The organism is Mycolicibacterium fallax, from assembly GCF_010726955.1.
Classification (GTDB): Bacteria; Actinomycetota; Actinomycetes; order Mycobacteriales; family Mycobacteriaceae; genus Mycobacterium; species Mycobacterium fallax.
Genome location: NZ_AP022603.1, coordinates 734041 through 760390, shown reverse-complemented (window position 1 = coordinate 760390; position 26350 = coordinate 734041). Strand labels below are relative to the sequence as shown.

28 protein-coding genes are annotated in these 26350 nt (G+C 72.4%); 5 read left to right on the top strand and 23 right to left on the bottom strand.

The window, feature by feature from the left end; translation table 11 throughout:
• Nucleotide 1 precedes the first annotated feature (1 nt).
• The 3 genes from trpC to G6N10_RS03570 form a co-directional block, all read right to left on the bottom strand.
• Nucleotides 2-820, bottom strand: coding sequence for an indole-3-glycerol phosphate synthase TrpC (trpC, locus tag G6N10_RS03580; RefSeq protein WP_085098354.1), 819 nt, complete (start codon nucleotides 818-820; stop codon nucleotides 2-4).
• 77 nt (nucleotides 821-897) lie between these two features.
• The gene (locus G6N10_RS03575; RefSeq protein ID WP_234810618.1) at nucleotides 898-1512 is read right to left on the bottom strand and encodes a TIGR02234 family membrane protein; all 615 of its coding nucleotides are present in this window, start codon (nucleotides 1510-1512) and stop codon (nucleotides 898-900) included.
• On the bottom strand, nucleotides 1505-3058 hold the full coding sequence (locus G6N10_RS03570) for an anthranilate synthase component I (protein WP_109750570.1): 1554 nt from the start codon (nucleotides 3056-3058) through the stop codon (nucleotides 1505-1507). The genes G6N10_RS03575 and G6N10_RS03570 overlap by 8 nt, the downstream gene beginning before the upstream one ends.
• A gap of 43 nt (nucleotides 3059-3101) precedes the next feature.
• Between G6N10_RS03570 and G6N10_RS03565 the strand changes: the two genes are divergently transcribed.
• The gene (locus G6N10_RS03565; protein WP_085098357.1) at nucleotides 3102-3557 is read left to right on the top strand and encodes a peroxiredoxin; all 456 of its coding nucleotides are present in this window, start codon (nucleotides 3102-3104) and stop codon (nucleotides 3555-3557) included.
• A gap of 127 nt (nucleotides 3558-3684) precedes the next feature.
• Nucleotides 3685-4188: a DinB family protein gene (locus tag G6N10_RS03560; protein ID WP_085098359.1), complete on the top strand. Its 504-nt coding sequence runs from the start codon at nucleotides 3685-3687 to the stop codon at nucleotides 4186-4188.
• Here G6N10_RS03560 and G6N10_RS03555 read toward each other — a convergent pair.
• The 12 genes from G6N10_RS03555 to nadA form a co-directional block, all read right to left on the bottom strand.
• Complete coding sequence (locus G6N10_RS03555; protein ID WP_163742189.1) at nucleotides 4185-6011, bottom strand: HNH endonuclease signature motif containing protein; 1827 nt, start codon at nucleotides 6009-6011, stop codon at nucleotides 4185-4187. The genes G6N10_RS03560 and G6N10_RS03555 overlap by 4 nt on opposite strands.
• A 257-nt stretch (nucleotides 6012-6268) precedes the next feature.
• Entirely contained in the window at nucleotides 6269-6619 is a 351-nt protein-coding gene (gene hisI, locus G6N10_RS03550; RefSeq protein WP_085098568.1) for a phosphoribosyl-AMP cyclohydrolase, read from the bottom strand.
• A 44-nt stretch (nucleotides 6620-6663) separates the two neighbouring features.
• Nucleotides 6664-7443 (bottom strand): imidazole glycerol phosphate synthase subunit HisF, encoded by a 780-nt coding sequence (gene hisF / locus G6N10_RS03545; protein ID WP_085098365.1) that lies wholly within the window; start codon nucleotides 7441-7443, stop codon nucleotides 6664-6666.
• Nucleotides 7440-8249: an inositol monophosphatase family protein gene (locus G6N10_RS03540; RefSeq protein WP_085098368.1), complete on the bottom strand. Its 810-nt coding sequence runs from the start codon at nucleotides 8247-8249 to the stop codon at nucleotides 7440-7442. Before G6N10_RS03540 ends, hisF begins: the two co-directional genes overlap by 4 nt.
• Before the next feature lie 3 nt (nucleotides 8250-8252).
• Nucleotides 8253-8987: a bifunctional 1-(5-phosphoribosyl)-5-((5-phosphoribosylamino)methylideneamino)imidazole-4-carboxamide isomerase/phosphoribosylanthranilate isomerase PriA gene (priA, locus tag G6N10_RS03535; protein ID WP_085098372.1), complete on the bottom strand. Its 735-nt coding sequence runs from the start codon at nucleotides 8985-8987 to the stop codon at nucleotides 8253-8255.
• A 4-nt stretch (nucleotides 8988-8991) separates the two neighbouring features.
• The gene (gene hisH / locus G6N10_RS03530; protein ID WP_085098375.1) at nucleotides 8992-9609 is read right to left on the bottom strand and encodes an imidazole glycerol phosphate synthase subunit HisH; all 618 of its coding nucleotides are present in this window, start codon (nucleotides 9607-9609) and stop codon (nucleotides 8992-8994) included.
• A complete protein-coding gene (gene hisB / locus G6N10_RS03525; protein ID WP_085098378.1) occupies nucleotides 9606-10217 on the bottom strand; it encodes an imidazoleglycerol-phosphate dehydratase HisB in 612 nt (203 codons plus the stop codon). The genes hisH and hisB overlap by 4 nt, the downstream gene beginning before the upstream one ends.
• Nucleotides 10214-11347 (bottom strand): histidinol-phosphate transaminase, encoded by a 1134-nt coding sequence (locus G6N10_RS03520; protein WP_085098381.1) that lies wholly within the window; start codon nucleotides 11345-11347, stop codon nucleotides 10214-10216. The genes hisB and G6N10_RS03520 overlap by 4 nt, the downstream gene beginning before the upstream one ends.
• Complete coding sequence (hisD, locus tag G6N10_RS03515; protein WP_085098384.1) at nucleotides 11344-12672, bottom strand: histidinol dehydrogenase; 1329 nt, start codon at nucleotides 12670-12672, stop codon at nucleotides 11344-11346. The genes G6N10_RS03520 and hisD overlap by 4 nt, the downstream gene beginning before the upstream one ends.
• A 45-nt stretch (nucleotides 12673-12717) precedes the next feature.
• Entirely contained in the window at nucleotides 12718-13575 is an 858-nt protein-coding gene (nadC, locus tag G6N10_RS03510) for a carboxylating nicotinate-nucleotide diphosphorylase (protein ID WP_109750571.1), read from the bottom strand.
• Nucleotides 13572-15101: an L-aspartate oxidase gene (locus G6N10_RS03505; protein WP_085098390.1), complete on the bottom strand. Its 1530-nt coding sequence runs from the start codon at nucleotides 15099-15101 to the stop codon at nucleotides 13572-13574. The genes nadC and G6N10_RS03505 overlap by 4 nt, the downstream gene beginning before the upstream one ends.
• Nucleotides 15098-16144, bottom strand: a complete 1047-nt coding sequence (nadA, locus tag G6N10_RS03500; RefSeq protein WP_085098393.1) for a quinolinate synthase NadA — start codon at nucleotides 16142-16144, stop codon at nucleotides 15098-15100. The genes G6N10_RS03505 and nadA overlap by 4 nt, the downstream gene beginning before the upstream one ends.
• A gap of 46 nt (nucleotides 16145-16190) precedes the next feature.
• Here nadA and G6N10_RS03495 point away from each other — a divergent pair, with 46 nt between their 5' ends.
• Both G6N10_RS03495 and G6N10_RS03490 read left to right on the top strand, forming a co-directional pair.
• Nucleotides 16191-16883, top strand: coding sequence for an NUDIX hydrolase (locus G6N10_RS03495; RefSeq protein WP_085098396.1), 693 nt, complete (start codon nucleotides 16191-16193; stop codon nucleotides 16881-16883).
• Between the two features lie 70 nt (nucleotides 16884-16953).
• Nucleotides 16954-18303: a lipase family protein gene (locus G6N10_RS03490; RefSeq protein WP_085098399.1), complete on the top strand. Its 1350-nt coding sequence runs from the start codon at nucleotides 16954-16956 to the stop codon at nucleotides 18301-18303.
• Here G6N10_RS03490 and G6N10_RS03485 read toward each other — a convergent pair whose 3' ends face one another.
• The 5 genes from G6N10_RS03485 to bioB all read right to left on the bottom strand — a co-directional run bounded on the left by G6N10_RS03485 (nucleotide 18304) and on the right by bioB (nucleotide 22521).
• Nucleotides 18304-18936, bottom strand: coding sequence for a DUF2567 domain-containing protein (locus tag G6N10_RS03485; RefSeq protein WP_234810619.1), 633 nt, complete (start codon nucleotides 18934-18936; stop codon nucleotides 18304-18306).
• 65 nt (nucleotides 18937-19001) lie between these two features.
• Complete coding sequence (locus G6N10_RS03480) at nucleotides 19002-19769, bottom strand: amino acid ABC transporter ATP-binding protein (protein WP_085098402.1); 768 nt, start codon at nucleotides 19767-19769, stop codon at nucleotides 19002-19004.
• Nucleotides 19766-21226 (bottom strand): amino acid ABC transporter substrate-binding protein/permease, encoded by a 1461-nt coding sequence (locus G6N10_RS03475; protein WP_179962810.1) that lies wholly within the window; start codon nucleotides 21224-21226, stop codon nucleotides 19766-19768. Before G6N10_RS03475 ends, G6N10_RS03480 begins: the two co-directional genes overlap by 4 nt.
• 48 nt (nucleotides 21227-21274) lie before the next feature.
• On the bottom strand, nucleotides 21275-21517 hold the full coding sequence (gene bsaP, locus G6N10_RS03470; protein WP_085098410.1) for a biotin synthase auxiliary protein BsaP: 243 nt from the start codon (nucleotides 21515-21517) through the stop codon (nucleotides 21275-21277).
• A complete protein-coding gene (bioB, locus tag G6N10_RS03465) occupies nucleotides 21514-22521 on the bottom strand; it encodes a biotin synthase BioB (RefSeq protein ID WP_085098413.1) in 1008 nt (335 codons plus the stop codon). Before bioB ends, bsaP begins: the two co-directional genes overlap by 4 nt.
• A 49-nt stretch (nucleotides 22522-22570) precedes the next feature.
• Here bioB and G6N10_RS03460 point away from each other — a divergent pair, with 49 nt between their 5' ends.
• A complete protein-coding gene (locus tag G6N10_RS03460; RefSeq protein ID WP_109750572.1) occupies nucleotides 22571-23182 on the top strand; it encodes a TetR/AcrR family transcriptional regulator C-terminal domain-containing protein in 612 nt (203 codons plus the stop codon).
• On the opposite strand, the gene bioD is transcribed toward G6N10_RS03460, so the two are convergent.
• Genes bioD through G6N10_RS03445 form a run of 3 tightly spaced genes read right to left on the bottom strand, consistent with a single transcriptional unit; the run spans nucleotide 23154 to nucleotide 26319 of the window.
• Nucleotides 23154-23840, bottom strand: a complete 687-nt coding sequence (gene bioD, locus G6N10_RS03455) for a dethiobiotin synthase (protein ID WP_085098416.1) — start codon at nucleotides 23838-23840, stop codon at nucleotides 23154-23156. The genes G6N10_RS03460 and bioD overlap by 29 nt on opposite strands.
• Nucleotides 23837-24979: an 8-amino-7-oxononanoate synthase gene (locus tag G6N10_RS03450; RefSeq protein ID WP_085098419.1), complete on the bottom strand. Its 1143-nt coding sequence runs from the start codon at nucleotides 24977-24979 to the stop codon at nucleotides 23837-23839. Before G6N10_RS03450 ends, bioD begins: the two co-directional genes overlap by 4 nt.
• A 38-nt stretch (nucleotides 24980-25017) precedes the next feature.
• Complete coding sequence (locus tag G6N10_RS03445) at nucleotides 25018-26319, bottom strand: adenosylmethionine--8-amino-7-oxononanoate transaminase (RefSeq protein ID WP_085098422.1); 1302 nt, start codon at nucleotides 26317-26319, stop codon at nucleotides 25018-25020.
• Nucleotides 26320-26350: the final 31 nt, after the last annotated feature.

Sequence of the window (26350 nt, the reverse complement as noted above, 5' to 3'; positions counted from 1 at the left end):
GTCAGCGCGCCGGCTTCGGGCAGGACGGGTGGGTGCCCGCGGTGACCAGGTCGGCGACCGCGCTGCGCGGATCACCGCTGGTGACCAGGCCCTCGCCGACCAGCACGGCGTCGGCGCCCGCGCCGGCGTAGGCCAGCAGATCGGCGGTGCCGCGAACGCCCGATTCGGCCACCCGGATCACCGTGCTGGGCAGCCCGGGGGCGATCCTTGCAAAGCAGTCCCGGTCCACGGTGAGGGTCTTGAGGTCGCGGGCGTTGACGCCGATGACGGTGGCTCCGGCCTGCAGTGCCCGGTCCGCCTCCTCCTCGGTGTGCACCTCGACCAGCGCGGTCATCCCGAGCGATTCGGCGCGATCCAGCATCGACTCCAGGGCCGGCTGCTCGAGCGCCGCGACGATCAGCAGCACCATGTCGGCGCCGTGCGCGCGGGCCTCGTGGATCTGGTAGGGCCCGACGATGAAGTCCTTGCGCAGCACCGGAATCGACACCGCGGCGCGGACCGCGTCCAGGTCGGCCAGCGACCCGTGGAAGCGACGCTCCTCGGTCAGCACGCTGATGATCCGGGCGCCGCCGTCCTGGTAGGCGCGGGCCAGGTCGGCCGGGTCGGCGATGTGCGCCAGCGCCCCGCGCGACGGGCTGGCCCGCTTCACCTCGGCGATGACCCCGATGCCGGGTTCGCGCAGCGCGGCCAGCACATCCCGGGGCGGTGCCGCGGCCTCCGCGGCGGCCTTGATCTCGGCCATGCCGATGACGGATTGCCGGGCGGCAACGTCGGCGCGGACTCCGTCGATGATGGAGTCGAGCACGCTCGCCGAGGTCATGGCTGACGTCTCCTTTTCCTGCGGAACCGGTCTGGAGGGGTGTGCATGAAGGGTAGCCGTCTCCGGCGCCCGGCGGTTCACCGGCCCTGGCTGCCCGGGTCCGACGCCGTCGGGTCGTGGCCCTCGTCGATGGCGTCCCACATCATCCGCTCCGACATCGGGGTCTGCGCGTCGGCCGCGCGGGCCGCGTCGTCGCGCCGGGCACCGGGGCTGGCGTACCGGCCGTCGCCCGCCGAGGCGGCGCTCGCCGCACGCAGCAACAGCACCGCGGCGGCCAGCCCGAGCAGCGCCGCGACCAGGGTGAGGACCGCCCCGGGGTAGTGCCGGTCGACCGCGACCAGGGTGTGCATCGGCAGTTCGCTGAGTTCGGCGGCACGCGGGCGCACGTCGGGGATCACCCACTGGCTGACCCCGAGGTAACCGACCGCGGCCACCGATGCGGCCAGCAGCAGCGCCAGCACCCGCAGCAGCACCCCGCGCACCGCCAGGGCGGCGACCGCGACCGCGGCCAGCAGCAGCGCCAGCGGCACCAGGCCGGTGGACCAGTCCGCGCCGGTCAGCGCGACCGACCGGGGCTGCCCCAGCCCGTCGGCGGAGGTCAGCGACACCCAGGTCAGCCGGGAGGCGCCCCACAGCCCGAGCGCGGCCAGCAGCAGCAGCAGCTGCGCAACACGCAGCCGGCGGTCAGCCACGGGGCGGGCCCAGCGTCTCGGCGGCGGCCACCGCGTTGAGCACGGCCTTGGCCTTGTTGTGCGACTCGTTGTACTCGTAGGGCCCGTTGGAGTCGGCCACCACACCGCCGCCGGCCTGCACGAACGCGGTGCCGTCGCGCATCAGGGCGGTGCGGATGGCGATGGCGAAGTCGGCGTTGCCGGCGAAGTCGAGGTAGCCGACCACCCCGCCGTACAGTCCGCGGCGGGTCAGTTCGACCTCCTCGATCAGCTCCATCGCCCGCACCTTCGGCGCGCCGGTCAGGGTGCCCGCCGGGAAGCAGGCGGCCACCGCGTCCAGGGCGGTCTTGCCCTCGGCCAGCTCGCCGGTCACCGTCGACACCAGGTGCATGACGTGGCTGTACCGCTCGATGTGGCTGTAGTCCTCGACCCGCACGCTGCCGGGCACGCACACCCGCCCCAGGTCGTTGCGGCCGAGGTCGACGAGCATCAGGTGCTCGGAGCGCTCCTTCTCGTCGGCCAGCAGGTCCTTGGCGAGCAGGACGTCCTCCTCCTCGGTCTCCCCGCGCCACCGGGTGCCGGCGATCGGGTGCGTGGTCGCGCGGCCGTCGGCGACGGTGACCAGTGCCTCCGGGCTGGAGCCGACGATGGAGAACGCGGTACCGCCGTCGCCGTCGGGCACCTGCATCAGATACATGTACGGGCTCGGGTTGGTGACCCGCAGCATCCGGTAGACGTCGATGGGGTCGGCCGCGGTCGTCATCTCGAAACGCTGCGAGGGCACCACCTGGAACGCCTCGCCGGCCTCGATGTCGCCGATCAGTTTGTCGACGATCGCGGAGTATTCCTGCGGCGTGCGCTGCGAGCGGTGCTCGGGCGCGGGCCGGGAGAAGGTCGCCACCGTGGAGGGCAACGGTTCACCCAGTGCGGCGGTCATCACGTCCAGCCGGGCCATCGCGTCGTCGTAGGCGTCGTCGACGTGCTCGTCGGTGCCGTTCCAGTTCACCGCATTGGCGATCAGGGTGATGGTGCCCTCGTGGTGGTCGACGGCGGCGATGTCGGTGGCCAGCAGCATCAGCATGTCGGGCAGGCCCAGGTCATCGGTGGCCAGCTCGGGCAGCCGTTCCAGCCGGCGCACCATGTCGTAGGCCATGAAACCGACCATGCCGCCGGACAGCGGCGGCAGATCGCCCAGCGGTTCGGTGGCCAGCAGCGCCAGCGCGTCGCGCAGCACCGCCAGCGGGTCGCCCCCGGTCGGGGCCCCCTCGGGGGTGGCCCCGAGCCAGCAGGCCTGCCCGTCGCGGACGGTCAGCGCGGACGGGGCCCCGGCGCCGATGAACGACCACCGCGACCAGGACCGGCCGTTCTCCGCTGACTCCAGCAGGAAGGTGCCGGGGCGGTTGGCGGCGAGCTTGCGGTACGCCGACAGCGGGGTCTCACTGTCGGCGAGCACCTTTCGGGTCACCGGGACGACCCGATGTTCGGCGGCCAGCGCGGTGAACTCGGCCCGGGTGGTGGTCACGGCGACGTTGGGGTGGGAGGGCACCGCACCATCTTCCCAGACCATCTTCCCAGACCCCGCGTCGCCGGCTCCGAGTAGCGTGGCCGGTATGCGACCCGGAGATATCGTCGACGACTTCACCCTGGCGGACCAGAGCGGCGCACCGCGTCGCCTGTCGGAACTGTTGGCCGACGGACCCGTGGTGCTGTTCTTCTACCCGGCCGCGATGACCCCGGGCTGCACCAAGGAGGCCTGCCACTTCCGTGACCTGGCCGCGGAGTTCGCCGCCGCCGGCGGGCAGCGGGTCGGGATCAGCACCGATGCGGTGGCCAAGCAGGCCAAGTTCGCCGAGAAGGAGAACTTCGACTATCCCCTGCTGTCGGACGCCGACGGCGCCGTGGCGGCCGCGTTCGGGGTCAAGCGCGGGCTGCTGGGCAAGCTGATGCCGGTCAAGCGGACCACCTTCGTGATCGACACCGACCGGCGGGTGCTCGAGGTGATCTCCAGCGAGCTGTCGATGGACGTGCACGCCGACAAGGCCCTGCAGGTGTTGCGCGCGCGGTGACCGCCCGAGGTCACCTTCCGCCGGGACGGCAAGCACTGGGTGGCGTGACGGCCGCGTTCGCCCACCCGATCGAGGTCGGTCACGTTGAGGGCCGCTGGACCGCCCGAACCCGTGCGAGTATCGATTGATGATCCAGCCCGGCGTCGCAGAGTACGGAGAACCCTGCCGAGAGTGTGGTTTCGGCTGGCGGCAGCCCTACGAGCAGGTGCTGGCCGAGCACGACCGGATTCACCACGGTTATGCCGACGCGGTCACCGCGCAGAGCTACCGCGCCCGCATCGACGCGCTGGCCTGGTCGGTCGGTGAGTATGTCTGTCACGTCGCCGACAACGAGCACATCTGGGTGGAGCGCTTCGCCGCCCTGCCGAAAATGGCCGAGCCGCGGGTTGCACCGTATGACCAGAATGCGCTGGCCGCGGCGCGGCACTATCCGGAGATCCCGTACGAGGCCGCGATGGGCTCGTTGCGGCGGGCGCACGGCGATTTCACCCACGCGGTCAACGCACTGCCCGCGGGGATGGAGTTCCACCATCCCGAGGCGGGCACCCTCACGGCGCTCGGGGCCCTGCGGGTGCCCGTGCACGAGTGCCACCACCATCTGTGGGACATCCGCCGGATCCTGGCCGGCTAAAACGGCGGCGGTTCGTCGTCCTCGTCCGGTTCGTCTTGCGCCGCGGCGAAGGCGGCCTCCATCTCGGCGTCGTAGGCACTGTTCTCGATGTGGTTGGCCGCGCGTTCGGCCGCGATCCGGGCGGCCTGGTCCTGGGCGCGGGTGCGACACCGCTTCGGCATCGCCAATCCCCGCTGCCCCTCGGCGGTCTTCGACGCCTGGGCGTCCGCCGCCGCCGCGGGCAGCGGCGTCACGATGTCCCACTGCGGGAACAGCAATCCGCCCAGCGGCACGGTGGCATAGCGGGCCCCGTTCGGACTGGTCCAGGTCAGCGTCCCGTCGGCGGCCTGCACGCACCGCCACCCGGCGAAGGTCTTGGCCAGGTGATGCGTCCGGCAGTCGCAGCCGTTGTTGCCCGGATGCGTCGGCCCGTGCGGATACGGAGTCACATGGTCGATATCGCAGCGGTCGGCCGGCTTGCTGCAGCCGGGAAACCGGCACAGCAGGTCCCGGGCCTGATCCCACAACGCCAACCGCGCCGACGGCCGGTAATGCGGCTCCGGCTCGGCACCCGGGGGTGCCAGTGCCTTGAGCGTCGCCCCGGTGCGAATCAGCTCCGCCAGCAGCGGGATCGGCACCACCGGCCCGCCGACCATCACCGCAACACCGCGGCCAGCTGCCGGCGACGTCGGCGTGGGCGGCGGCTTGGGCGGCCGCAGACCGTGCGCGCGGGTACACGCCCGCGGGGCTGGGGTCTCGGCGGCCAGCAATTCAGCCAGCGCGGCATCCAGCCCCGGGTCGGCCGGAGCGCGCAGCTCGACGGGGTCCTCGTCTGGGCCCTCATCTGGGTCATGGACGGCGGCCGCGGCCAGCCGGGCCGCCATCTCCGCGGGGCTGTACCGATGTTCCCAACTGTCCTGCGGGACATGCACCACGACGGTGTGATCCTGGGACTCCAGCCAGGGCCGACCGATGCTCGGCGCCGAGGCCACCTCGGCCACCGCCGCATCCACCGCCGCCTGATCGGCCAGCACATGCACGATCACCTTGCCGGCCCGGGACCGATCCGCCACGCCGCTGCCGTCGTTCTGCGGACACTCGGGGCGATTACACCGACACGCCAACCGATCCCCGCCCATCGTCAGCAGCAACGCCGCGGCGTCGGAACGCAATTCGCCGGCCCCGCGCGGATCCTCCTTGCACACCCCGGCGACCACCCGATCAATGGTCCGCTCCACCAACGGCTTGTCCGAGGCCAGCAACGCCCCCCACACCGTGGCCACACCCAATTCGTCATCGGCCTTGCCGACCTCGAAGGTCCGCCCCCGCGCGCTGCGATGCACCCGATACCGGGCGTCGGGATCATGGGCGCAGACCGCGGTGTCGACCAGCATCTCCAACCCGGTGTCCGGCAACCGGCCGATGTCGCCGAGCCGCCGGGCGCAATCGGCCACCGCCTCCGCCAAATCCGTATCGACGGCCGCCGCGGCCTCCGGCGACAACAGCATGGTGCGCCAGCACATCACCGTCGCAACCCGCTCGCAGATCGTCCCGGTCCGCAACAACGCGCCGATCCTGGGCAGCCGATTCCGCAACGCCCGCGCGGTGTGCACCAGCGAGGACGCCCGCCGCGCGGTGATCCCCAGCGCCGCGCCGACCTCGCTGGTGGTGTTCGCCCAGCCGTCCAGCGCCGCCTCCTCGTCGCCGGCCGCCTCGTTGCGCACCAACAACTCCGCGATCGCCATGAACCGGGCCCCCGCCGCGACCGCCTCGACGCGGCGCGCCTCCGCCAGCGCGGTGACCAGCGCCGAACCGTCAGCGGACCCGACCGCCTCCGACGTCATCCAATCGAACATACATTCGACCCTACGCCCGTGGTGTGACGAAAGCCACACCCCGGAACGCCAATTTTGGCCGCGATTTCGGCGGCTACCGCGATCTCCATGGGTGCGGTTATCTGGTCCGTAGACCGACGTACCGTTCGGGACCAACGTGACCAGAGGGTCTGATGAGGCACCCATTTGGGGGTTTCGCCGCGATTGGTACGTCCGTCTCCGAGAGACCGCACCGCCCAGGCCGGCGCGCGGCGCCGCCGGGGCGATTACAACAGCCGGTCGGCGTCGAAACAGCTGTGATCACCGGTGTGGCAGGCCCCGCCGACCTGGTCGACGGTCAGCAGCACCGCATCCCCGTCGCAGTCCAGCCGCACCGAGTGCACCCGCTGGGTGTGGCCGGAGGTCGCGCCCTTGATCCACTGCTCGCCGCGGGACCGGGAGAAGTAGGTCGCCTCCCGGCTGGCCAGCGTGCGGGCCAGCGCGGCGTCGTCCATCCAGGCCACCATCAGCACGGCACCGGTGCCGCGCTCCTGCACGACGGCGGTGAACAGGCCGTCGGCGTTGCGCTTGAGCCGCCCGGCGATCGCGGGGTCGAGCTCGCCTACCGGCTCGCTCATCGGACGGTGCCCGATGTCGCCGATTCGCTCGCCTACCGGCTCGCTCATCGGACGGTCACCCCCGCCGCGGCCATCGCGGCCTTCACCTGCGGAATGGTCAGCTCGCCGAAGTGAAACACGCTGGCGGCCAGCACCGCATCGGCGCCCGCCTCGACGGCGGGGGCGAAGTGCTCGACGGCGCCGGCACCACCGCTGGCGATGATCGGCACGCTCACCGCGGCGCGCACCGCGCGCAGCATGGTCAGGTCGAAGCCGGCCTTGGTGCCGTCGGCGTCCATGGAGTTCAGCAGGATCTCCCCCACCCCGAGTTCCGCGCCGCGGGCCGCCCACTGCACGGCGTCGATCCCGGTGCCGCGGCGGCCGCCGTGGGTGGTGACCTCCCAGCCCGAGGCGGTCGGGGCGCCACCCGCGGGCACGGTGCGCGCATCCACCGACAGCACGATGCACTGCGAACCGAACTGGCGGGACAGCTCGGCCAGCAGCTCGGGCCGGTCGATCGCGGCGGTGTTGACCGACACCTTGTCCGCCCCGGCGCGCAGCAGCACGTCGACGTCCTCGACCGAGCGGACCCCGCCGCCGACGGTCAGCGGGATGAAGATCTGCTCAGCCGTGCGGCGCACCACCTCCAGCATGGTGGCCCGGCCCGACGAGGACGCGGTGACGTCCAGGAAGGTCAGCTCGTCGGCGCCCTCGGCGTCATAGCGGGCGGCCAACTCCACCGGATCGCCCGCGTCGCGCAGGTTCTCGAAGTTCACCCCCTTGACCACCCGGCCGCCGTCGACGTCCAGGCACGGAATGATCCGGATCGCCAGCTCATTGTTCATCGGTAGTCCTCCCGGTTTCCGGCCGCCCGAACGATTTCCAGCATCTCGGCGTGCACCCCCGGCGCTGCGGCCAGTGCCGAGCGCGACGCCGGGGTCCACGGCGCCCCGTCGAGGTCGGTGACGATGCCACCGACGCCCCGGATCAGCGCCACCCCGGCCGCATGATCCCACACGTGGTGGCCGAAACTGATTGCGCCGCCGAGGATTCCGGCCGCCACGTAGGCCAGGTCGATGCCGGTGGCACCGTGCATCCGGATCCGTGAGCAGCGACGGCTCAGGCCCTCCAGCACGGTGGCCCGGTACCCGCCCGGAAAGTGGCCGCGGGAATCGATGTTGAAGGTGCCGATCCCGACGATCGAATCGGCCAGCGTCCTCGGCTCCAGCGCCCCCAACACGTGCTCGTTGCACCGCACCGGCCCGTCGGCCAGCCCCCGGTAGCGCTGCCCGACGAACGGCAGCCAGGCCAGCCCGGCGACCGGTTCACCGCGGCGCAGCAGCCCGAGCAGGATCGCCGCCATCGGGGACCCGGCGGCATAGTTGAACGTCCCGTCGATCGGGTCGAGCACCCAGACCAGCTCCGAATCGATTGCCGCGCCGCCGAATTCCTCGCCGTGCACACCGATTCCGGTGGTGCGGGTGAGTTCGGCGACAACGCGGCGCTCGATGGCCAGGTCGACCTCGGTGGCGAAGTCGTTGCCCCCCTTGGCCACCGCGGAATCGGCCCGGTGCCCGGCAATGAACTCATCGGACACCCCGTCGAGGATCCCGGCGGCGACCTCCACCAGGGCGGCGAACGGCGCGGTCATCGACTACCCGCGAACGGCTTGCAGGGCCTGCGGCAGGGTGAAACGCTCGGCGTAGAGCGCCTTTCCGACGATCGCGCCCTCCACGCCGGAATCGACCAGGGTGGCAATCGCGCGCAGATCGTCCAGGCTGGACACCCCGCCGGAGGCGATCACCGGGGCGTCGGTGCACTCGGCAACGGTTTCCAGCAGGTCCAGGTTCGGCCCGGTCAGGGTGCCGTCCTTGGTGACGTCGGTGACGACGAACCGTGAGCAGCCCTCGGCGTCGAGGCGCTCCAGCACCGGCCACAGGTCCCCGCCGTCGGTCTCCCAGCCCCGGCCGCGCAGCCGGTGCTTGCCGTCGACGATCTGCACGTCCAGGCCGACCGCGACCCGCTCGCCGTGCTCGGCGATCGCCTTGGCGCACCACTTGGGGTTCTCCAGCGCGGCGGTGCCCAGGTTGACCCGGGTGCAGCCGGTGGCCAGCGCGGCGGCCAGCGACTCGTCGTCGCGGATGCCGCCGGACAGCTCAACCTGCACGTCGAGCCGGCCGACCACCTCGGCGAGCAGCTCGCGGTTGGAGCCGCGCCCGAACGCCGCGTCCAGATCCACCAGGTGGATCCACTCGGCGCCGTCGCGCTGCCAGCCCAGTGCGGCGTCGATCGCCGACCCGTACTCGGTCTCGCTGCCGGCCTGGCCCTGCACCAACCGCACCGCCTTGCCGTCGACGACATCGACGGCAGGCAACAGAATCAACGACACGTGGTTACAACCCTTCAACCCAATTGGACAGCAACGCCGCACCGGCGTCGCCACTCTTCTCCGGATGGAACTGCGTGGCCGCCAACGGCCCGTCCTCGACCGCGGCCAGGAACGGGACGTGGTAGTGCGACCAGCTCAGCGCCGCATCGGCGGCCCCGGACCACCGCTGCGCGGCGTAGGAATGCACAAAGTAGTAGCGGGTGGCCGGGTCCGCACCGGCGAACAGCCGGCTGCCGGGGTCGGCGGTCACGGTGTTCCAGCCCATGTGCGGGATGATCGGCGCGTCCAGCCGGGTGACGGCGCCGGGCCACAGCGCGGCTCCGGGGGTGTCGATGCCGAACTCCACGCCGTGCGCGAACAGGATCTGCATCCCGACGCACACCCCGAGCACCGGCGCCGCGGCGCGCACCCGCTCGGCGATGATCCGGTCGCCGCCGATGCCGCGCAGCCCGCTCATGCAGGCCTCGAACGCGCCGACGCCCGGGACCACCAGGCCGTCGGCGGTCGCGGCGGCGGCCGGGTCGGCGGTCACCTCGACGACGGCACCGACCCGCTCCAGCGCGCGCTGGGCCGACCGCAGGTTGCCCGAGCCGTAATCGAGGATGACGACGGACTTGCTCACAGGCTGCCCTTGGTGGACGGCACGCCCGCCACCCGCGGGTCCGGCTCGACGGCCTGGCGCAGCGCCCGGGCGACCGCCTTGTACTCGGCCTCGGTGATGTGGTGCGGGTCGCGGCCGTACAGCGTGCGTACGTGCAGCGCGATGCGGGCGTTGAGCGCCAGCGATTCGAACACGTGCCGGTTGATCACGGTGTGGTACGGCGCGCCGGTGCCGGAGATGGTGAAGTCCACCAGGTAGTCCGGTTCGCCGGTGTGCACGAAGTACGGCCGGCCGGACACGTCGACGGCGGCGTGCGCCAGCGTCTCGTCCATCGGGATGAACGCGTCGCCGAACCGGCGGATGCCCTTCTTGTCGCCGAGCGCCTGCCCGAGCGCCTGACCGAGCACGATCGCGGTGTCCTCGACGGTGTGGTGGGCCTCGATCTCGATGTCGCCGGTGGCGGATACCGTCAGGTCGAAGCTGGCGTGGCTGCCCAGCGCGGTCAGCATGTGGTCGAAAAACGGTACGCCGGTGGAGATCTGGGTGATCCCGGTGCCGTCGAGGTTGAGCTCGACGGTGATGTCGGACTCCCGGGTGGTGCGCTGCACCCGCGCGATGCGATCGGTCATGAGGACTCCTGCACGAGGTCGGTGCCGGCCAGCGCGGCGCTGGCGGCCAGGAAGGCGTCGTTTTCGGTGGCCAGCCCGACGGTGACCCGAAGATGCCGGGGTATGCCGACGTCGCGGATCAGCACCCCGTCGTCGAGGTAGCGGGCCCAGGCCGCCGCGGCGTCGGTGAAGTCGCCGAACAGGATGAAATTGGCGTCGCTGGGGATCACCCGGTAGCCCAGCGCGGTCAGCGCCGCGGACACCCGCTCCCGCTCGGCGATCAGGGTGGCCACGCTGCCGAGGGTTTCGCCGGCGTGCCGCAGGGCCGCCCGCGCGGCGACCTGGGTGAGCACCGACAGGTGATAGGGCAGCCGGACCAGCAGCATGGCGTCGATGACGGCCGGTGCGGCGGCCAGGTAGCCCAGCCGCCCGCCGGCGAAGGCGAACGCCTTGCTCATGGTCCGGCTGACCACCAGCCGGTCGGGGAACTCGTCGATCAGGCACACCGCGCTGGGCTGGCCGGAGAACTCGCCGTAGGCCTCGTCGACGATCAGCACCCCGCCGGTCATCGCGGCCGCGATGGCGCGCAGGTCCGCGATGCTGACGCTCTGACCGCTCGGGTTGTTCGGGCTGGTGACGAAGACGACGTCGGGCCGGTGCTCGGCGATGGCGGCGACGGCCACCGCGACGTCCAGGCCGAAGTCGGCGCCCCGGGGCGCGGTGACCCAGCGGGTCTGGGTGGCGTCGGCGATGATCGGGTGCATCGAGTAGGACGGCACGAATCCCAGCGCGCTGCGTCCCGGCCCACCGAACGCCTGCAGCAGCTGCTGCAGCACCTCGTTGGATCCGTTTGCCGCCCAAAGGTTTTCGGTGGCCAGCGGCACGCCGGTGCGGGCGCTGAGGTAGGCCGCCAGGTCGGTCCGCAGCGCGACGGCGTCGCGGTCCGGGTAGCGGTGCAGCGCGGCGGCGGCGGCCGCGACCGCCGCGGCGACGTCGGCGACCAGGGCCGCGCTCGGCGGGTGCGGGTTCTCGTTGGTGTTCAGCTGCACCGGAACACTCAACTGCGGTGCGCCGTAGGGGCTTTTCCCGCGCAGGTCGGCGCGCAGCGGCAGCTCGTCGAGCCCGATCGCCGCGCCGGGGACGGCGCTCATCGTTCGAACCTGCGCCGGACCGCCTCGCCGTGGGCGGGCAGGTCCTCGGCCTTCGCCAGCGCGATGACGTGTCCGGCGACGTCCTTGAGCGCGGCCTCGGTGTGCTCGACGACGTGGATGCCGCGCAGGAAGGTCTGTACCGACAGCCCGCTGGAGTGCCGGGCGCTGCCCGCGGTGGGCAGCACATGGTTGGAGCCGGCGCAGTAGTCGCCGAGGCTGACCGGGGCGAAGGCACCGACGAAAATGGCTCCGGCCGAACGGATCCGGGCCGCCACCGCGGCCGCGTCGGCGGTCTGGATCTCCAGGTGCTCGGCGGCGTAGGTGTTGACCACCCGCACCCCGCCGTCCAGGTCGTCGACCAGCACGGTCGCCGACTGCGGGCCCGACAGCGCGGTGAGCACCCGGTCCCGGTGCACGGTGCCGGCCAGCTGCTCGGTCAGCGCGGCGTCGACGGCGTCGGCCAGCTCGGTGCTGGCGGTGACCAGCACGCTGGCGGCCATCTCGTCGTGCTCGGCCTGGCTGATCAGATCGGCGGCCAGGTGCGCCGGGTCGGCGGTGTCGTCGGCCAGGATGGCGATCTCGGTGGGCCCGGCCTCGGCGTCGATGCCGACCTGGGCGCGGCAGATCCGCTTGGCGGCGGTCACGTAGATGTTGCCCGGCCCGGTGATCAGGTCGACCGGGGCCAGCTCAAGGCCGTCGGTGTCGACGCCGCCGTGCGCCAGCAGCGCGATGCCCTGCGCCCCGCCGACCGCCCACACCTCGGTGACCCCGAGCAGGGCGGCCGCGGCCAGGATGGTCGGGTGCGGCAGCCCGGCGTTGGCCCGCTGCGGCGGGCTGGCGATCACCAGCGAATCGACCCCGGCGGTCTGGGCCGGGACCACGTTCATCACCACCGACGACGGGTAGACGGCGTTGCCGCCGGGCACATACAGCCCGACCCGCTCGACCGGCACCCAGCGTTCGGTGACCACCGCGCCGGGGCCCAGCTCGGTGACGGTGTCGGTGCGGCGCTGATCGGCGTGCACGGCGCGGGTCCGGTCGATGGCGACCGCCAGGGCGGCCCGGACCTCGGGGTCCAGCGCCGCCAGCGCGTCGCGCAGCGCGGCGGCCGGCACCCGCACGGCGTCCGGGCGCACCCCGTCGAAGCGGGCGCCGTATTCCAGGGCCGCCTCGGCGCCGCGGTCGGCGACGTCGGCGACGATCGGGCGCACCGCGGGCACCACCGCGTCGACGTCGACCCCGCCGCGGGGCAGGGCGGCGCGCAGCTGGGCCGCCGACAGGCTGCGGTCACGCAGGTCGACGCGGGGCATGGCAAAAGTGGACATCGCCTCTTATTGTCCCTGATCGGTCCAGCGGATTAAAAACCGGAGCTACATATCCAGGCCGACGTCGAGCACACCCACCGAGTGGGTGAGCGCGCCGATGGCCAGGTAGTCCACCCCGGTGGCCGCGTAGCCGGCCGCGACGTCGAGGCTCAGCCCGCCGGAGGACTCCAGCGCCACCTGCGGGGCCCGGGTGTCCCGGCGCTGCACGGCGATCTGGGTCTCCCACACCGCGAAGTTGTCCAGCAGGATCAGCTGGACGTCCTCGCCGAGCACCTCGTCGAGCTGGTCGAGCGAGTCGACCTCGACCTCGCACGGCACGTCGGGGGCGAAGGCGCGGACCGCGTGCAGGGCGGCGACCACCGAGCCGGCCGCGGCGACATGGTTGTCCTTGATCAGCGCGGCGTCGCCCAGGCCCATCCGGTGGTTGACGCCGCCGCCGATCCGCACCGCGTACTTCTGCAGGGCCCGCAGGCCGGGCAGGGTCTTGCGGGTGTCGCGGATCTTGGCCCGGGTGCCCTCCACCGCGTCGACCCAGGCCGCGGTGGCGGTGGCGATGCCGGACAGGTGGCAGACCAGGTTGAGCATGGTGCGCTCGGCGGTCAGCAGGCCGCGGGTCTGGGCCTCCAGGGTCAGCAGCGGCTCGCCGGGGCACAGCCGGTCGCCGTCGTCGGCCCGGCCCAGCACCCGGTAGCCGTCGGCGCCGAGCACCTCGTCGAGCACCAGCAGCGCGACGTCGATGCCGGCCACCACCCCCTCGGCGCGGGTCACCATGGCGGCGGTGCTGCGGGCGTCCGGGCCGACGGTGGCCAGGGTGGTGACGTCGGGCCCGTGACGCAGGTCCTCGTCCAGGCCGCGCAGGATCACCGCGCGCGCCTCGGCCAGTTCGAAATCGGCAAGCATCAGGCCACCTCCCGGGCAGCGTTCGACGGGTCATCGGAGCGGTGGTGGCAGCCCCGGCTCTCGGTGCGGCGCGCGGCGGCGGTGACGACGGCGTCGGCGACCGCGGTCAGCGCGGCGCTCTCGAACCGGCGCCGGCCGGTCACCGGCAGCGGGCGCGCCCCGGCCAGCAGCGCGGCGATGCCGGCCAGCCCGGCGCCGTCGCGCAGCACCGAGGCGCCGGTGGACATCGCCCGCTGCAGCGCGGCGCGGTCCACCGCGACCGGCGCGACCGGCTCGTCGGCGCGGGCCCGGGTCGGGCCGGTGGCCAGCGCGTGCTCGGCGGCCGCCACGCCGGCGCGACCGCCCACCACCAGGCCCTCCAGCAGGCTGTTGGAGGCCAGCCGGTTGGCGCCGTGCATGCCGGTGCGGCCCACCTCGCCGGCGGCGAACAGCCCGGCCAGGGTGGTCCGGCCGTGCGGGTCGGTGCGCACCCCGCCGCAGCTGTAGTGCGCGCCCGGCACGATCGGGATGGGCTGGCGCACCGGGTCGATGCCGGCGGCGCGGCAGGCGGCGGTGACGGTCGGGAAGCGGCGGGCCAGGCCGGGCACCCGGCGGGCGTCCAGGTAGGCGCAGTCCGCGCCGGTGGCGCGCAGCCGGGCGTCGACGGCGGCCGCAACGACGTCGCGGGGCGCCAGGTCGGCCATCGGGTGCACCCCGGCCATGATCGCCTCGCCGGCCGCGTCGCGCAGGATCGCGCCCTCACCGCGCAGCGCCTCGGTGATCAGCGGCCGCCGCCCGCCGGCGCTGCCGTCGAACAGCATGGTCGGGTGGAACTGAATGAACTCCAGGTCGGCCACCTCGGCGCCGGCCCACAGCGCCAGCGCGACGCCGTCGCCGGTGGCACCGTCGGGGTTGGTGGTGGCGCGGTAGAGGTGCCCGAGCCCGCCGGTGGCCAGGATGACCGACGGGGCGTGCAGGATGCCGGGGCCGTCCGGGGTCGCCACCAGCACGCCGGTGATCTTCTCGTCGTCGCGCAGCAGCGCGATCGCGGTGTGCTGGGGCCGGATGTCCAGGATCCCGGCGGCCTCGTCGAGGGCGCGCTGCACCTCGACGCCGGTGGCGTCGCCGCCGGCGTGGATGATCCGGCGGCGGTGGTGGCCGCCCTCCCGGGTCAGCGACCAGTGGCCGTCGGCGCCGGTGTCGAAGTGCGCCCCGGCGCCCACCAGGTCGGCCACCGCGCGGTAGCCGTCGGCGACGATCGAGGTCACCGCGGCCTCGTCGCACAGGCCCGCGCCCGCGGCGACGGTGTCGGCGACGTGCGCGGCCACGCTGTCCTCGGTGCCGGGCAGCACCACCGCGATGCCGCCCTGGGCGTAGTGGGTGGCGGTGGTCCCGGGGGCGTGCCGGGTCTTGGCCAGCACCACGACCTTGCGGCCGGCCCGGTGCGCGGCCAGCCCGGCGGTCAGCCCGGCCACCCCCACCCCGATCACCACCACGTCGGCGCGCTGCTGCCAGCGCCCGATGCCCCCGCAGGCCGGGGTCGCGGTCATTCCCCGCCGCCGGGCTGCCCGATGCCGATCATCCGGGTGACGCTGGCCCGCGCCCGGGCGGCGGTGTCCGGGTCGACGTCCACCTCGTCGGCGCCCTCGATCAGGCAGCGCAGCAGCGCGGCGGGGGTGATCATCTTCATGTACGGACAGGACGCCCGGTCGTTGACGGCCAGGAACTCCACCTCGGGGGCGGCGCGGCGCAGCTGGTGCAGCATCCCGACCTCGGTGGCGACCAGCACCTGGCGCGCCCCGGTTTCCCGGGCGGCGTCCAGCATGCCGCCGGTGGACAGGATCTTGACCTGCTCGGCGGGCACCGCGCCCTCCCCGGCCAGGTACAGCGCGGAGGTCGCGCAGCCGCATTCGGGGTGCACGAACAGGTCGGCGCCGGGGTGGCTGCGGGCCTGGTCGGCCAGCTCGTCACCGTTGATGCCGGCGTGCACGTGGCACTCCCCGGCCCAGATCTGCATGTTGGTCCGGCCGGTGATCCGGCGCACGTGCGCGCCGAGGAACTGGTCGGGGCAGAACAGCACCTCACGGTCGGGGTCGATGGAGGCCACCACGTCGACGGCGTTGGAGGAGGTGCAGCAGATGTCGGTGAGCGCCTTCACCGCGGCGGTGGTGTTCACGTAGGACACCACCGCGGCGTCGGGGAACTCGGCCTTCCAGTCCCGCAGCTGTTCGGCGGTGATCGAGTCGGCCAGCGAGCAGCCGGCCCGCTGGTCCGGGATCAGCACGGTCTTGTCCGGGGACAGGATCTTGGCGGTCTCGGCCATGAAGTGCACGCCGCAGAACACGATGGTGTCCTCGGGTGCCTCGGCGGCGATTCGGGACAGCGCCAGCGAGTCCCCGACGTGGTCGGCGACGTCCTGGATGGCCGGCAGCTGGTAGTTGTGCGCCAGCAGGGTGGCACCGCGCAGGTCGGCCAGTCGACGGATCTCGGCGGCCCAGGCGGCGTCGCCCACGACGCCGCCGTACCCGCTCGCAGTCTCGGTGATGGCGCCGGCCAACGGGCTGTCGATGTCGACGTTGTCGGTGACGGTCATGGCCGTTCCTTTCGGCGATGGCGGTTTTCGACTTACAATCGAAAACATGGTTCAGTTTAGCACCGCCCACGAGGTACTCACCGTGGTGTTTCAGGTTCGCGGCCTGGAATCGGAAAATCCGCAGCTCAGCGTCCTGCTGTGGGAACGAGCCCTCGACCCCGAACGGGGCGCGTGGGCGCTGCCCGGCGGCCGTCTGCGCGACAACGAGGATCTCACCAGCTCGGCGCGCCGGCAGCTGGCCGAGAAGGTCGACCTGCGTGAGGTTGCCCACTTGGAGCAGCTGGCGATCTTCTCCGACCCGCATCGAGTGCCCGGCGTGCGCACCATCGCCTCGACCTACCTGGGCCTGGTGCCCGCCCCGGCCCAGCCCGAACTGCCGCCGGACACCCACTGGCAGCCGGTCGACCAGCTGCCCCCGATGGCCTTTGACCACCATCCGATGGTGCTGCACGCGCACGCCCGGCTGATCGCGAAGCTGTCCTACACCAACATCGGGTTCGCCTTGGCGCCAAAGGAATTCGCGGTGTCGACGCTGCGCGAGGTGTACGAGGCCGCGCTGGGCTACCAGGTGGACGCCACCAACCTGCAACGCGTGCTGACCCGCCGCGGGGTGATCAGCCGGACCGGCACCACCGCCGCCCCCGGCCGCGCCGGGGGCCGCCCGGCCGCGCTGTTCCGGTTCACCGACGACCGGCTGCGGGTCACCGACGAGGCCGCGGCGCTGCGCCCGCCGGCCTGACACGGGACATAAGGATACTTGTGTTTAAGGGATTCTTAAGGAACGATGAACGGAACTCGGAGGGAGCCCCATGACGACGGTCGCCGAATTTGTTCCATGCCCGGCCTGGCTCGGTGCTGCCGAACACTGGGATCGCCCGACCGGAAAGCCCCTGCTGCCGTCGGAGGACCCGTTCTATCTGGCCCCGGAGGGCCTGGACCTGGCCTCCCCCGGCACCGTGCTGCGGTTCCGCGACGTCGGGTTGGGGCTGTTCGGGATGATTCCGCAGGCCATCACCGCCGTGCAGCTGCTGTACCGCACCCAGGACTGCCACGGCGCGCCGGAGGCCGCGGTGACCACCGTGCTGATCCCCGCCCAGCGCGCCCCCCGCTACCCCACCCCGGTGCTGTCCTATCAATGCGCCATCGACGCCGTCGCCGACCGCTGTTTCCCGTCCTACGCGCTGCGGCAGGGCTCCGCGCTGCGCCGTGACGCCACCTCGCTCGGCTCGGTCGTGCACATCGACTTCCTGATGATCGCCGCCGCCCTGGCCGAGGGCTGGATCATCTCGGTGCCCGACCACGAGGGCTCCGAGGGCCGCTGGGGCGCCCCCAACGAGCCCGGCTACCGGGTCCTCGACGGGCTGCGCGCCACCCTGGCGATCGAGCGCACCGCGGTGCCGCCGGACGCCCCCATCGGCTTGTGGGGCTACTCCGGGGGCGGGCTGGCCAGCGGCTGGGCCGCCGAGCTGGCCGGCTACTACGCCCCCGAGCTCAACATCGTCGGCGCGGCGCTGGGTTCCCCGGTCGGCGACCTGGGCATGACGTTCCGCCGGCTCAACGGCACCATGTTCTCCGGGCTGCCCGCGACCGTCGTCGCCGCGCTGACCCACGTCTACCCCGAGCTGCGGGCACTGATCGACACCCACGCCAACGCCGCAGGCAAGGCGATGCTGGCCGGAATCGAGAAGCTGTCCACCGTGCAGGCCGTGCTCTCAATGTTCCGCAAGGACATGGACGATCTGGTCGACTGCCCGCTCGAGGAGATGCTCGACACCCCGGTGATGACGCAGATCTTCGACGACATCCGGCTCGGCCACAACATCCCGACCATGCCGCTGCTGGTGATTCAGGCCGTGCACGACCAGATCATCGCCGTCGAGGGCATCGACACCCTGACCGCCACCTACAGCGCGGGCGGTGCGCAGATCGCCTATCACCGCGATCAGCTCTGCGAACACCTGCTGCTGCATCCGCTGGCCGCGCCGATGGCGCTGCGCTGGCTGATCGACCGGTTCGACGATCGCCCGGTCACCGACAACATGGTCCGCACCGCCTGGCCGACGCTGCTCAACCCGATGACCTACGCGGGCATGTGGCGCCTGGGCGGGGTGCTGGCGCGGATGGTCGGCGGGCAGATCGTCAAGCGCAACCCGCTGTAGTCAGCCCCCGACGGTCGGCAGCAGCGGCGCCAATTCCCGCTGCTGGGGCGGGTAGCCGCCGAGGTCCTCGCGCACGCAGGCCGCCGCGCACACCGCGTACACCAGCGCCGCGGCCGCCGACGGCAGCAGGATGGTGGCGGCGATCTGGGCCGGGGAGTGCCCGAAGAACACCGCGGGCGCCTGCGTCACATAGTGCAGCTTGTGCTCCGGGCTGACCGGAGCACCGGCGATGTCCAGGACTCCGTAGCGCAACCGCACCAGCGCGGCACCGACGCCGGCGGCCGCCCCTGCGGCGGCGACCGACCCGAGGGTCAGCGCCACCACCATCTGCGGTCCGCGGTGCGCCCGCCACTGCCAGGCCGCCGCGGCGGCGACCACCGCCGACACCGTGACCATGCCGAGCATCAGCACCGCGGCGACGAAGAAGTGATCGCCCTCGGTGCCCAGCGGCACATGCACCCGCTCCCCGCTCTTGGTCAACGCGATCACCCCGTGGATCGGCGGGGCCAGCCACGCCCACTTGGCGCCGATCAGCGCCCCAACGAGAGCCTGCACGCCGATCACCAGCAGCACCGCGCGGGACAGCGGGTACCGGGGAGCCGGCGGGACGTGGTCGACGGGGGGATGAATCACCGTCAGGAGCCTACCGGTGACCCGGAGATACTCACCGGTATGGCCCGGGGTGTTCGTGTCCTGGCTCAGAGCACCTTCGAGAGAAACTCCCGCAGTCGCGGGTGCTGGGGGCGCTCGAAGATGTCCTGCGGCGGGCCCTGTTCGACGATGTGTCCGTCCGCCATGAAGATCACCCGGGTGGCGACCTCCCGGGCGAAGCCCATCTCGTGGGTGACCACCACCATCGTCATGCCGCCGTCGGCCAGGGTCCTCAGCACCTCCAGCACGTCGCCGACCATCTCCGGGTCCAGCGCGCTGGTGGCCTCGTCAAACAGCATCACCGACGGGCTCATCGCCAGCGCCCGGGCGATCGCCACCCGCTGCTTCTGCCCGCCCGACAGCGTCCCCGGCTTCACCTGAGCCTTCTGCGCCAACCCGACCTGGCCGAGCAACTCCATCGCCCGCGCCTCGGCACCGGCCCGATCCATCTTCTTGGTCAGCCGGGGCGCGAGCGTGACATTGTCGAGCACGCTCAGGTGCGGGAACAGGTTGAAATGCTGGAACACCATGCCGATCCGCTGACGCACCCGATCCAGGTCCACCCTCGGGTCGGTGAGGTCGAACTCGTCGACGACGACCCGGCCCGCGGTGCTCTCCTCCAGCTTGTTCAGGCAGCGCAGGAAGGTCGACTTGCCCGAGCCGGACGGGCCGATGACGCAGACCACCTCGCCCTCGGAGATGGTGGTGTCGATGCCGTCGAGCACCACCAGATCACCGAAACACTTGCGCAGCCCCTCGATTCGAATCTTGACGACGGGTTCGGCGGCAACGGTGGCGGGCCCCGGGTGGCTCATTTCACCAGCCTCTTTTCCACTCGATCCGAGAACTTGGTCAGCGCGATGATCACCACGAAGTAGATGATGCCGATGATCAGCCACATGTTGAACGACTGGAAGTTGCGCGCGATGATGATCCGCCCGGTCTGGGTCAGTTCGGCGATGCCGATCACCGACAGGATCGAGGTGTCCTTCAGGGTGATCACGAACTGGTTGATGTACGACGGGACCATGGTCCGGATGGCCTGCGGCAGAATGACTTTGCGCATCGTCGGCAGGTAGCCGATGCCCAGGCTGCGGGCCGCCTCCATTTGGCCGGAATCCACCGCCTGGATGCCGCCGCGGACGATCTCGGTCATGTACGCGCCGGCGTTGAGCGACAGCGTGATGATGCCTGCGGTCATCGCCGTCATCTGGATGCCCATCGCGGTGGGAATGCCGAAGTAGATGAAGAAGGCCTGCACCAGCAGCGGGGTGCCGCGGAAGACGTCGACGTAGACGGTGCCGATGGCGCGCAGCCAGATCGACCGGGACACCCGCATCAGCCCGAACAGCACCCCGAGCGCCAACGCGATCACGATGGACACCACCGTCAGGATCAGCGTCATCTTCAGGCCCGCCATCAGCAGCGGGAACGTGCTGGTCAGCAGGCCGAGGAAGGTGTTGTCGGCGGCACCCGCGCCGGCGCCCAGGTAGCGCTCGACGATCTCGTCGTAGCCGCCGGAGTCCTTCAGGTTGCGCAGGCCGGCGTTGAACGCGGTGAGGAATTCGGCGTTGCGGCCCTTGTTGACCGCGACCCCGTAGCTGTTGCCGGCCTCCTTCGGGGTCACCGTCTTGAACCCGTTGCCCTGGGCAATGCCATAGTTGAGCACCGGGTAGTCGTCGAAGATCGCCACCGAGTTGCCGGTGCGCACCTCGTCGTACATCGAGGCCGAGTCGGCGAAGGACACCGTGGAAAACCCGTAGCGGTCCCGGATGAATTCGGCGAACGCCGCACCCTCGGTGCCGTTCTTGACCGCGACCCGCCTGCCGCGCAGGTCCGCATAGGAGCCGATGTCGGTGTTGGTGGCCAGCACCGCCATCTGGACGCCGGATTCGAAGTACGGGTCGGAGAAGTCGAACACCCGCCGGCGTTCGTCGGTGATGGACATCCCGGCCATCACCACGTCGGCCTGGTTGGCCTGCACGGCCTGCAGCGCGGCGTCAAAACCCAGCGGCTTGATGTCGACGGTGAAGCCCTGATCCTCGGCGATGGCCCGGATCAGGTCCATGTCGATGCCGACGTAGTCGCCGCGGTCGTCCTGAAACTCAAACGGGGCGAAGGTGATATCGGTCGCGATGACGTAGTGCGCACCGTCGGCCGCGGCGCGCGGGGCGCTGACGGTCAGCAAACCGGTCCCGGCGATCAGCACCGCGACGAGCAGCACCAGCGTTCGCCGAACGCCGCTGCCGGACCAAGGATCCCGGGCTTTCATGCCGCCTCCCGTGCTGGTTTCCCGGCAACAGTAGACCGCGGTCGACGCTCAGCGGCGCGAATCGAGCTCGGTGGAATCGGCCAGCCCGTGCCGCGAGCACTTGGCCCACCAGCCGTCGGGCCGGATCTGCACGATCATCCGGCGGCCGCACGCCGCGCAGAACCGCGGCGCCTCCAGGCCCAGCTGCGCGGCCGTGGGCACCGCGGCGCCGGCCGCGCTGTCGGTGCCAATACCGGTGTAGACGTTGAACTTTCCGGCGCCGACGATCTCCGGCAGCTGTTCGGTCGTCACAGGGTGGCGTTGAGGGCCTTGAGCGGCATCTGCAGGTCGTCGAGCAACTGCAGATCCGACTCGGCCGGCCGGCCCAGGGTGGTCAGGTAGTTGCCGACGATGACGGCGTTGATGCCACCGAGGATGCCCTGCTTGGCGCCCAGGTCACCGAGGGTGATCTCGCGGCCGCCGGCAAAGCGCAGCATGGTCCGGGGCAGCGCCAGCCGGAACGCGGCGACGGCCTTGAGCGCCTCGGCAGCCGGCAGCACCTCCAGGTCCCCGAACGGGGTGCCCGGACGCGGGTTGAGGAAGTTCAGCGGCACCTCGTGCGGGTTCAGCGCGGCCAGGTCGGCGGCGAACTCGGCGCGCTGCTCGAGGGTCTCGCCCATCCCGAGGATGCCGCCGCAGCACACCTCCATGCCCGCCTCGGCGACCATGTTCAGGGTGTCCCAGCGCTCCTCCCAGGTGTGGGTGGTCACGACGTTCGGGAAATGCGACCGGGCGGTCTCCAGGTTGTGGTTGTAGCGGTGCACGCCCATCGCCGCGAGCTGGTCGACCTGCTCCTGGGTCAGCATGCCCAGCGAGCAGGCGATCTGGATGTCGACCTCGTTGCGGATCGCCTCGATGCCCGCGGCGACCTGGGCCAGCAGCCGCTCGTCCGGACCGCGGACCGCGGCGACGATGCAGAACTCGGTGGCGCCGGACTTGGCGGTCTGCTTGGCGGCCTCGACCAGGCTGGGAATGTCCAGCCAGGCGCTGCGCACCGGGGAGGCGAACAGGCCGGACTGCGAACAGAAGTGGCAGTCCTCCGGGCAGCCGCCGGTCTTGAGGCTGATGATGCCCTCGACCTCGACCTCCGGGCCGCACCAGCGCATCCGGACCTCGTGGGCCAGCGCCAGCAGGTCTTCGAGCCGGTCGTCGGGCAGCTGCAGCACCTGCAGCACCTGGTCCTTGTCGAGTCCCTCGCCCCGCTCGAGCACCTGCTCCCGGGCCAGGCCCAGCACGTCGGTCGCTGCCTGCGTCACCCGATGTCCTCCTGATCGTCTTGAACGGTGTTCAGGTTAGGCTAGCGTCGTGCCGCCGCACAAACGAGACCCCCATGACCGGGCCGGCATCATCGCCACGGCCGCCGGCATCCTGGACGCCTACGGCCTCGCGGACCTGACCATGCGCCGACTGGCCCGCGAACTCGACGTCACCGCCGGCGCGCTGTATTGGCATTTCGCCAGCAAGCAGCAGCTGCTCGGGGCGGTCGCCGACCGGGTGCTCGCCCCGGCGGCCGCGACGCCGCCGGCCGGTGACTGGCCGGCCCGGATCACCGCGGTGGCCACCGGGCTGCGCGACGCGCTGCTGTCGCACACCGACGGCGCCGAGCTGGTGTCGGCCAGCTTCGCCGCCGGCCAATCCCGGGTGATCGAGGAACTGCTGGGGCAGCTGACCGAGGCCGCCGGCGCCGCGGGAGTGCCGGCGCCGCAGCGCACCCTGGCCGCCCGCACCATCGTGCACTACGTGCTGGGCTTCACCGCCGACGAACAGTCCCGGCTGCAGTGGGACGCCGTCGGCGCGCTGCCCGAGCAGCAATCCATGCTGCACGTCGATGCCGGCGCCGCGTTCGGCTTCGGGCTGCGGCTGCTGATCGCCGGGCTGGCCGCCGACGTCAGCGCGCCGGTGTCGCCAGCGCGCTGAGCCAGTCGGCGTCGACGGCGGCGGTGGCCTGCGCGGTGAACTCCGCGCGGCCCAGCGCGCCGGCCCGCTCCGGCAGCACCGCGCGCAGCGGCGCCAGCCGGGCCAGCTCGATCCGGTTGGACTCCGCGGCGGCGCCCGGGCGCGCCGGCCAGGACCCGATGATCAGCCCGGCGCAGGCCAGCCCGCGGCGCTGCAGCGCCTCCAGGGTCAGCGCGGTGTGGTTGAGCGTGCCGAGCCCGGGCGCGACGACGACGAGCACCGGTGCGCCCAGGTCGCCGGCCAGCTCGGCGATGGTGGCGCCGTCGTCGGCCAGCTCGACCAGCAGTCCCCCGGCACCCTCCACCAGGGTCAGGCCGCCGGTGTCGGCGGATTCGATCAGCGCACGCAGCTCGGCGCGGGTCGGCATCGGGCGGCCGGCGGCCGCCGACGCGGCGGCCGGGGACAGCGGCAGCGGATAGCCGAACCCAGGGTGCACCGCGCGTACCCCGGCCAGCCGGGTGACCTCGGCCAGGTCGTCGTCGCCGTCGGCGACGCCGGTCTGCACCGGCTTGCACACCGAGACGCCCAGCCCGGCGGCTCCGGCGGCAGCCGCCAGCGCCGCGGTCGCGACGGTCTTGCCGATACCGGTGCCGGTGCCGGTGATGAACAGCACGCTCATGAACCGGCGAGCACCTCGGCCAGCACCCGGGCGGCCAGATCGAGCTCGGCGGGCGTCAGCGAGGCCCGGGCGGTCAGCCGCAGCCGGGAGGTGCCCTCGGGCACCGTCGGCGGCCGGAACACCCCGACCCGCACGCCGCGGTCCAGGCAGGCCGCGGCGGCGGCCAGCGCGACGTCGGGGGCGCCGAGGATCACCGACACCACCGCCGACTCGGGCCGCCGCTGCTGGCCGCAGGCCCGGGCCAGCGCGGCGGCGTTGTCGAGCACCGCGCTGGCCAGGGCGGGCTCGGCGGCCAGCAGCCGCAGCGCGGCCAGCGCCGCGCCGACCGCCGCCGGGTTCAGGCCGGTGTCGAAGATGAAGGTCCGGGCGGCGTCGATCAGGTGGGCGCGCACCGGCGCCGGGCCGAGCACCACCCCGCCCTGACTGCCCAGCGCCTTGGACAGCGTGGCGGTGATGACGATGTCGGGTGCACCGGCCAGGCCAAGCTCGTGCACCAGCCCGCGGCCGCCGTCGCCGCGCACCCCGAGCCCGTGCGCCTCGTCAACGATCAGCAGGGCGCCGTGCCTGCGGCAGGTCGCGTGCAGCTCGGCCAGCGGGGCCAGCCCGCCGTCGGTGGAGAACACCGACTCGGTCAGCACCACCGCGCGCGGCTGGGTCCGGGCGGCCAGCGCCGCCGCCACCGCGTCGACGTCGCAGTGCCCGGCGATCGTCACCGCCGAGCGCGACAGCCGGCAGCCGTCGACCAGCGAGGCGTGGTTGAGCTCGTCGGAGACCAGCAGGCAGTCCGGGCCGGACAGCGCGACGACGGCGCCGAGGTTGGCGGTGTAGCCGGAGGAGAACACCAGCGCCGAGGCGGCGCCGAGGAAGCCGGCGAGTTCGGTCTCCAGCTCCTCATGCAGGGCGGTGTTTCCGGTCACCAGCCGCGACCCGGTGGAGCCGGTCCCCCAGGTCTGGACGGCCGCGACGGCACCGGCGGCCACGGCGGGGTGATCGGCCAGCCCGAGGTAGTCGTTGCGGGCCAGGTCCAGGTCGGCCTCGACGGCCTCGCGGGTGCGCAGGCCGCGGCGCAGGCTGGCCGCGCGGCGGTCCCGCTCGACGTCATCGAGCCAGGACAGCGGCGATACGGCGGCGCGCGTCACGCGGTGACTCCCTCCAATTGAACGCTGTTCAGGTTAGCTCACCGGTGCGCCCGGACCGCGGCCGCCATCCCCGCGGTGATCGCCGCGACCTGGGCGGGCGTGCAGATGAACGGCGGCATCACGTAGATCAGGTTGCGGAACGGCCGCAGCCACACCCCGTGCGTCAGCGCGGCCCGGGTGGCCGCGGGCAGGTCGACCGGCCGGTGCAGCTCGACCACCCCGATCGCGCCGAGCACCCGCACGTCGGCGACCGCCGGATCGCCGGCCAGCTCGGCCAGCCCGGCCCGCAGCCCGTCGCCGATCTCGGCGACCCGGGCCCGCCAGTCCTGGGCCAGCAGCACCTCGACGCTGGCCACCGACACCGCGCAGGCCAGCGGGTTGGCCATGAACGTCGGCCCGTGCATCAGCGCCCCGTCGGCCGAGTCGCTGATCGCGGCGGCCACCTCCCGGGTGCACAGGGTGCCGGCCAGGGTGACGTAGCCGCCGGTCAGCGCCTTGCCGACGCACATGATGTCCGGGCTGACGCCGGCGTGATCGGCGGCGAACAGCTCCCCGGTGCGGCCGAATCCGGTGGCGATCTCGTCGAAGATCAGCAGCGCGCCGTGCCGGTCACAGGCCGCGCGCAGATCGGCCAGGTAGCGCGGGTCGTGGAACCGCATGCCGCCGGCGCCCTGCACCACCGGCTCGACGATGACCGCGGCGACCTGGTCGGCGTGCGCGGCCAGCTGCGCCTCGAACGCGGCGCTGTAGTCCCGGTGGTAGCCGGCCGGCACCGCCGGGGCGAAGATCTGGCTGGCCAGCAGCGCGTGCTCGCCGGCATTCCACATGGTGTGCATGCCGCCGTCGGGATCGCACACGCTCATCGGGGTGAAGGTGTCGCCGTGGTAGCCGCCGCGCCAGGTCATCAGCCGGTGCCGCTGTGGGCGGCCGATCGCGCGCTGGTACTGCAGCGCCATCTTCACCGCGACCTCCACCGACACCGAACCGGAGTCGGAGAAGAACACCGTCTGCAGCGGCTCCGGGGTGATCGCCACCAGCAGTTCGGCCAGCCGGGCGGCCGGCTCGTGGGTCAGCCCGCCGAACATCACGTGGTTGAGCACCCCGAGCTGGCGGGTCATCGCGGCGTCGAGCACCGGGTGCCCGTGCCCGTGCACGGCCGTCCACCACGACGCCATCGCGTCCAGCGCGGTGATCTCGGTGCCGTCGTGCACCAGGGTGAGCTCCGCGCCGCGGGCGCCGGTCACCACCAGCGGGGCCGGCGCGTCCGGGCCGATCCGGGCGTACGGGTGCCAGATGTGCGCGGCGTCGATCGCGGAAATCTCGCTCGGGGTCAAGGCCACGAGCAGTCACCCTAAGGGCTGCGGCGGCCCG

What these genes read in the sequence shown, in the direction of transcription:
- trpC (WP_085098354.1), bottom strand. Translation starts at nt 820, where the DNA reads ATGACCTCGGCGAGCGTGCTCGACTCCATCATCGACGGAGTCCGCGCC.
- G6N10_RS03570 (WP_109750570.1), bottom strand. Translation starts at nt 3,058, where the DNA reads ATGGTCTGGGAAGATGGTGCGGTGCCCTCCCACCCCAACGTCGCCGTG.
- G6N10_RS03565 (WP_085098357.1), top strand. Translation starts at nt 3,102, where the DNA reads ATGCGACCCGGAGATATCGTCGACGACTTCACCCTGGCGGACCAGAGC.
- G6N10_RS03560 (WP_085098359.1), top strand. Translation starts at nt 3,685, where the DNA reads ATGATCCAGCCCGGCGTCGCAGAGTACGGAGAACCCTGCCGAGAGTGT.
- G6N10_RS03555 (WP_163742189.1), bottom strand. Translation starts at nt 6,011, where the DNA reads ATGACGTCGGAGGCGGTCGGGTCCGCTGACGGTTCGGCGCTGGTCACC.
- hisI (WP_085098568.1), bottom strand. Translation starts at nt 6,619, where the DNA reads ATGAGCGAGCCGGTAGGCGAGCTCGACCCCGCGATCGCCGGGCGGCTC.
- hisF (WP_085098365.1), bottom strand. Translation starts at nt 7,443, where the DNA reads ATGAACAATGAGCTGGCGATCCGGATCATTCCGTGCCTGGACGTCGAC.
- G6N10_RS03540 (WP_085098368.1), bottom strand. Translation starts at nt 8,249, where the DNA reads ATGACCGCGCCGTTCGCCGCCCTGGTGGAGGTCGCCGCCGGGATCCTC.
- hisB (WP_085098378.1), bottom strand. Translation starts at nt 10,217, where the DNA reads ATGACCGATCGCATCGCGCGGGTGCAGCGCACCACCCGGGAGTCCGAC.
- G6N10_RS03520 (WP_085098381.1), bottom strand. Translation starts at nt 11,347, where the DNA reads ATGAGCGCCGTCCCCGGCGCGGCGATCGGGCTCGACGAGCTGCCGCTG.
- hisD (WP_085098384.1), bottom strand. Translation starts at nt 12,672, where the DNA reads ATGTCCACTTTTGCCATGCCCCGCGTCGACCTGCGTGACCGCAGCCTG.
- G6N10_RS03505 (WP_085098390.1), bottom strand. Translation starts at nt 15,101, where the DNA reads ATGACCGCGACCCCGGCCTGCGGGGGCATCGGGCGCTGGCAGCAGCGC.
- nadA (WP_085098393.1), bottom strand. Translation starts at nt 16,144, where the DNA reads ATGACCGTCACCGACAACGTCGACATCGACAGCCCGTTGGCCGGCGCC.
- G6N10_RS03495 (WP_085098396.1), top strand. Translation starts at nt 16,191, where the DNA reads ATGGTTCAGTTTAGCACCGCCCACGAGGTACTCACCGTGGTGTTTCAG.
- G6N10_RS03490 (WP_085098399.1), top strand. Translation starts at nt 16,954, where the DNA reads ATGACGACGGTCGCCGAATTTGTTCCATGCCCGGCCTGGCTCGGTGCT.
- G6N10_RS03480 (WP_085098402.1), bottom strand. Translation starts at nt 19,769, where the DNA reads ATGAGCCACCCGGGGCCCGCCACCGTTGCCGCCGAACCCGTCGTCAAG.
- G6N10_RS03475 (WP_179962810.1), bottom strand. Translation starts at nt 21,226, where the DNA reads ATGAAAGCCCGGGATCCTTGGTCCGGCAGCGGCGTTCGGCGAACGCTG.
- bioD (WP_085098416.1), bottom strand. Translation starts at nt 23,840, where the DNA reads ATGAGCGTGCTGTTCATCACCGGCACCGGCACCGGTATCGGCAAGACC.